This is a genomic window from Actinoplanes sp. NPDC051633, from assembly GCF_040681735.1.
Classification (GTDB): domain Bacteria; phylum Actinomycetota; class Actinomycetes; order Mycobacteriales; family Micromonosporaceae; genus Actinoplanes.
In genome coordinates this window covers 1-5,668 of record NZ_JBFAZH010000467.1, presented here as the reverse complement: position 1 = coordinate 5,668, position 5,668 = coordinate 1, and the positions used below count along the sequence as shown (strand labels likewise).

3 protein-coding genes and 1 pseudogene are annotated in these 5,668 nt (G+C 71.4%); all 4 read left to right on the top strand.

What is annotated here, in order from left to right:
• Positions 1–117: 117 nt before the first annotated feature.
• Positions 118–1,173 (top strand): annotated as a pseudogene (locus AB0M20_RS24005) (trypsin-like peptidase domain-containing protein); the annotation flags it as partial.
• 212 nt (positions 1,174–1,385) lie between these two features.
• Positions 1,386–4,535 (top strand): cyclic nucleotide-binding protein, encoded by a 3,150-nt coding sequence (locus AB0M20_RS24000; protein WP_364301669.1) that lies wholly within the window; start codon positions 1,386–1,388, stop codon positions 4,533–4,535.
• A 16-nt stretch (positions 4,536–4,551) separates the two neighbouring features.
• Positions 4,552–4,767: a hypothetical protein gene (locus tag AB0M20_RS23995; protein WP_364301667.1), complete on the top strand. Its 216-nt coding sequence runs from the start codon at positions 4,552–4,554 to the stop codon at positions 4,765–4,767.
• A gap of 61 nt (positions 4,768–4,828) precedes the next feature.
• Complete coding sequence (locus AB0M20_RS23990; protein ID WP_364301665.1) at positions 4,829–5,599, top strand: hypothetical protein; 771 nt, start codon at positions 4,829–4,831, stop codon at positions 5,597–5,599.
• Positions 5,600–5,668: the final 69 nt, after the last annotated feature.

Genomic DNA, 5,668 nt, shown 5'->3' with positions numbered 1-5,668 from the left:
AACCCCAGAACAACTAATGAGAGGCGACCACCAAAAACAAAAATACCTCTTACTCTAATTTGGGAACTTTGAGCAAGAGCCGGCCGCGGGCGCAAGATCTTCGTGGCCGGCGCCGCCGCCGTGCTGATCGCGCTGGCCGGCGGCGGCATCGGCGCCGCCACGGTGATGGCGATGGACGACAACAACGGCTCCAACACGGTGTCGACCAGCGACGCGTCGACGACCCGGGTGGTCGACCGATCGTCGCTGGCGCAGATCGCCGCCGCCGTGCAGGACAGCGTCGTCTCGATCACCACCGGCTCGGGCGAGGGCTCCGGCGTGATCCTCACCGCCGACGGCTACATCGTGACCAACAACCACGTGGTCTCCACCGCGCAGGGCAACACGGTCAACGTGATCTTCGCGGACGGCAAGAAGGCGACCGCCACCATCGTCGGCACCGATCCGCGCACCGACCTCGCGGTGATCAAGGCCTCCGGCGTCTCGGGCCTGAAGATCTCCACCTTCGGCGACAGCTCGCAGATGCAGGTCGGCGACACGGTGCTGGCGCTGGGCAGCCCGCTGGGCCTGGAGGGTTCGGTGACCGCCGGCATCATCAGCGCCAAGGACCGCACCATCCGGACCAACGACGAGCAGCAGCAGGACCCGCAGAACCCGTTCGGTCAGCAGAACCCGCAGGGTCAGACGCAGGGCGGCGTCAACTCGATGTCCGGCCTGTTGCAGACCGACGCGCCGATCAACCCGGGAAACTCGGGCGGCGCGCTGGTGAACATCAGCGGCCAGGTGATCGGCATCAACTCCGCGATCGCCACCAGCGGCGACTCCACCGGCAACATCGGCCTGGGCTTCGCGATCCCGTCGAACAAGGCAAAGCAGGTCGCCGACACGCTGATGGCCGGCAAGAAGGTCAGCCACCCGGCGCTCGGCGTCAGCGTGGCCGAGGCCGAGGGCGGCGGCGTGCTGGTGCGTACGGTCACCGAGGGCGGCGCCGCGGCCAAGGCCGGGATCCAGCAGGGCGACGTGATCACCACGGTCAACGGCAAGGCGATCAACGATTCCGACGACCTGATCACGATCGTGCAGGGCGCCTCGGTGGGTGACAAGGTGACCGTCGCCTTCACCCGCGACGGTGCACAGAAGACGGTGACCGCGACGCTGGCCGAGGCCGGCTGAGCTCCGGCTGAGTCAGAACTTCACCCCGGCGGTGGGTGATCTCGGTCAAGGGGGTTGACCGGGATCATCCACCGCAGTCTTATGCCCTCTTTGTGCTTGTATTGTCCGGCATTCTCGCGGCGAGGCTCGCGTTCACGTACGCCAACCGCCTACTCTCCATCCGTCGTCGGCCCACCCGTCATCGGCCCGGACGCTGAGAGAGGCATGCTCAAGTGACGTACGTCGAGACCCGGATGAACCTCTGGGAGTCGCTGGCCGGCCGGGCTCCGGGTGAGCCCGTCGGACCCGCCGACCCCGGTTTGTGGGCCGCCGTCGTCGACCGGCTGAACCCCGCCCGCGCGCGGCCGGTGCTGCGTGCCGGTGTCGAGGCCGTCGAGCTGGACAGCGTGCGTGGTCCCGCGTACATCATGGTCCGCTCGCCCGACGACGGCTCGCGCGCCTGCTATCTGCGGCTCACCCCGGACGAGTGGCAGCTCGCGCTGCTGATGGACGGCACGCTGACCGTGGCCCGGCTGGTCGCCGAGTTCGCCCGCATCGCCGGCCGGCTCGCCCCCGACCAGGTCCGCCGCGTGGTCGCCGACCTGGCCGGCAACCGGATGCTCGAGGAGCTGCCGGTCGACGCGTTCCGCCCGCTGCAGGAGGTGGTGCGCCGCCCGCTCGGCACCCGGATGCGCGACGGCCTGCTGGCCACCCTGCGCGGGCGCCGGATGCTGGTGACCGACATCGACCCGCTCGTGTCGTTCCTCTACCGAGCCGGTGGCCGCTTCCTGTTCACCAAGGTCGCGGCGATCGTGCTGGCGGTGATCAGCGTCGCCGGGCTCGGCGTCTTCGGCCTGACCTGGTGGCGCGGCACCGAGGCGCTGTTCCTGACCAACGGTTCGTACCTGCTGGGAGCGGTCATCCTGCTCCTGCTGAACGCCCTCGCGCTGGCCTGCCACGAGATGGGTCACGCGCTGGCCACCAAGCATGCCGGGCGGGACGTGCCCGCGGCCGGCCTGCTCATCTACTTCGGCATCCCGTCGGTCTTCGTCGACACCACCGACGTGTGGATGGCCGGGCGGCGGGCGCGGCTGCTGGTCACCGCGGCCGGGCCGATCACCGGGCTGGTGCTGGCCGGCTCGATGCAACTCGTCGGCCTGGCCGTCCCCGCGCTGGCCGGGCTCGCCTTCAAGCTGGCCTTCGCCTGGTATCTGAACGTGCTGTTCAACCTCAACCCGTTCATCGCGCTGGACGGCTACTACCTGCTGATGGACTGGCTGGAGATCCCCAACCTGCGCGCCCGCGGCGTGTCCTGGGTGACCAGCCGGCTGCGGGGCCGCCCGCCGCGCTGGTCGATGCTGGACCGCGAAGGCAAGATCATCGCCCTGTACGGGGTGCTGGCCGTGCTCTGGCTCGTGATCGCGGTGAATCTCGCGTACCGGATCTGGGCGGACCGGGTCGAGGGCGTGGTCACCGGTCTGTGGCACGACGGCGTCACCGGCAAGCTGCTGCTGACGCTGATCGTGCTCGTCCTGTGCCTGCCGATCGTGCACCTGGGCGCCGGCCGGCTGGCCCGCTCGTGGCGCAAGTCCCGCGTCCGCGCCGCCGAGCGCCGGCGCGAGACCGACCTGCCCCGCCGGCTCGAGGCGTTGCGCAAGTCCGAGCTCGCCGGCCTGCCCGAGCAGGCGCTGACCAACCTGGCGACGCGGGCCCGCTGGATGCACCCGCCGACCGGGCGGCAGCTCGTGATGGCCGGTGGTCCGCAACACGCGATCTATGTCGTGGTGGACGGCGCGCTGCAGGCCCGCAGGCCGAACGACCCCGGCGGCACCGTCCGCCACCACGTCGGCCCCGGCGGCATCGTCGGGCTGGGCAACGCGCTGACCGGCCGGCCCACGACCCTGAACTGGCACACCGCCGGCACCACCCTGCTGAGCGTGCCCTCAGCGACCGTGGCGAGCGTGATCGGCCCGCTGCCCGGCCCGCCGCCGCTGGACCGGGCCGAGGCCGAGGCGTTGTTCGCCGAGACGCCGGCGCTGTCCGCGCTGGACGGTGACGAGCTGCTGTCCCTGATCACCCAGTCGTACCCCGTGGACCTGGACCCCGGGGCGCCGGTGCTGCTGCCGGGGCCCACGCACGCGGTGGTCGTCGAGTCGGGCGTGATCGCCATGCAGGATGGCACCGAGCTGCGTCGCGGCACCCTGATCGGGCCGGTCGGGGACGGCTATCCCGGCGAGGTCGCGCAGACGCGTACCCCGGTCCGCCTCTGGGTGATCCCGGACGCCTCCGACCTCCCGCCGATGGTCGGCGCCACCGGCGACCCGCGCGGCGCGCCGGTCGTCGAGGGCCGGCGCGCGCCGCGGTTCGGCATCCACCCGGGCGACGCCTACCCGCCGTTGATCGTGCCCCCCGGCCCGCCGGCCGGCACCGAGGACCCCGAGGTGGACAAGCGGTTCGAACGGCGCATGTGGTGGCTGGTGCTGCTCTGCCTGCTGCTCGCGCTGCTGATCACCGCGGCGAATCTGGCACCCGGGCCGGCCTGGGCCGAGATGCCCCGCAGCCGGGCGCTGCTCACCGCCGACCACGGCCGCCTGGCGGTGCTGCAGGACGGCCGGCGAGTGGTGCTGGAGGACGGCGATCGGCGCTACGTCGAGACCGGTGCGCGGATCTCGGTGTCGGAGAACTCGATCGGGCGGATCACCTTCGCGGGTGGCTCGGCGACGCTGCTCTGCGGCGGATCGAGCACCGAGATCGGCGAGCTGAGCACCGGCGGCGGGCGGTCACCGAGCGGCGAGCTGGTCCTCGAGGAGGGCCGCGTGCTCGCCGACACCAGCAGCACGAGGGGCTCGTACCGGCCGCTGAACCTCGTCGTCTCCCGGACGCAGGGCGACGTCGTGAACGTGGGCAAGGCTTGGTATTCGGTCGAGGAGTCGGCCGTCACCGTCTCCAGCGGCCGGGTCGAGGTGGTCGGCAGCCCCGCGTCCACCACCGACTCCGGCCTGTCCTGCGGGGACGGCGTGACCATCCCGCCGCCGGCCAGCGAGTCGCCGAGCGAGGAGCCGTCGTCGGAGCCGCCGGTCGTCGAGACCCCGTCGATCGAGCCCTCCGCCTCGCTGCCGCCGACCGAGGAACCGGTGCTGCCGGACCCGATCCCGCAGCCGGGTGGCAACGGCAACGACGACGATGATCCCGAGGACAACCCGCCGCCGGTGACGACCACGACACCGCCGGTGACAACCACGCCGCCGCGGACACCGACGACGCCGCCCAGCCCGCCGGACTCCTCGGATCCGTCGGACTCGCCCACCCCGCCGGACTCCCCGGACCCCGAGGAGCCGAACCCGTCGGTGACCACCACGACACCGCCGATCGTCATCGGATAGATGGAGGAAGACACTCGTGCTCTGCTGGTTCTGCGCGAAGGCGGCGCGGGCGTCCTGCCGGTTCTGCGGCCGCGGCGTGTGCGAGGACCACGCGCGCTTCGGGCCGTACCTGCTGCAGGTGAGCCGGTCGGAGATGCGACGCCGGGCCGAGGCGCTGGTGGTCGAGGACGCGGTGCAGTGCGGCACCTGCCGCCCGCGCCCCCAGCCGGTGGCAATGCCTGAACTGGACTGAGGGTCTGGTTCGAGACCCTCGTCCGATACAAACGCTGGACGCGTTGTCCTACGGTTGCCGCATGAGCGACTTCGACACCGTTCTCGAGCGGCTGCTCACCGATTCCGCGTTCGCCGGCGAGCTGTCGCGCGATCCGGAAAGCGCGCTGTCCGAGTACACCCTCGACGACAGCGAGAAGGACCTGCTGCGCAGCCAGGTCGCGTCCGACTCGCACGGCGTCGCGGCCGCGGTCGAGAGCCGGATGACCAAGTCGAGCACGTTCGGGCTGTTCGGGTCGCTGGGCGAGTGGTCCGAGTTCGGCACCGCGGCCGGTGTCGGGGCCCGTCAGGCCGCCGAGGCGGTGAGCCAGGGCGGCGCCGGCGGCAGCGACGTGACCCTGCACACCGGCCTCGGCGATGCGCCCGGCCGTGACCTCGACGAGGTGACCGCGGTGTCCCGGATGGGCGACCGGCCGAGCACCGGCATGGGCGACGCCGAGACCATGAAGCTCGCCTCGCACGTCGAGGAGGCCCCGGCCAAGGTCCAGCAGGCCGAGATGCAGGCCGAGATCGAGGAGATCAAGCCGCCCAAGGGCTATCACAACCGGGTGGACGCGGACGGCGACGGCGACTGGGACAAGGCCACCTACGTCGGCCGCGAGGACGGCGGCGTGGACATCCTGGTCGATCTCAACCGCGACGGCAGGACCGATTTCGTGGGCCGTGACCTGGACGCCGACTGGACCGTCGACGAGGCCGACATCGACCGCAACCGCGACGGCGTCTTCGACAAGACGATGTACGACGACAACGGAGACGGATGGCTCGACCGCACCGTCTGGCAGAACGACTGACCAGGCCCCACCATGGGGGGATGGTCGCCGTCCGTATCGAGGCGCTGACGAAGGTCTTCGACCCCGGGG

Bases quoted from the DNA above. Each gene is read 5' to 3' on its own strand.
- AB0M20_RS23990 (WP_364301665.1), top strand. From the start codon at position 4,829: ATGAGCGACTTCGACACCGTTCTCGAGCGGCTGCTCACCGATTCCGCG.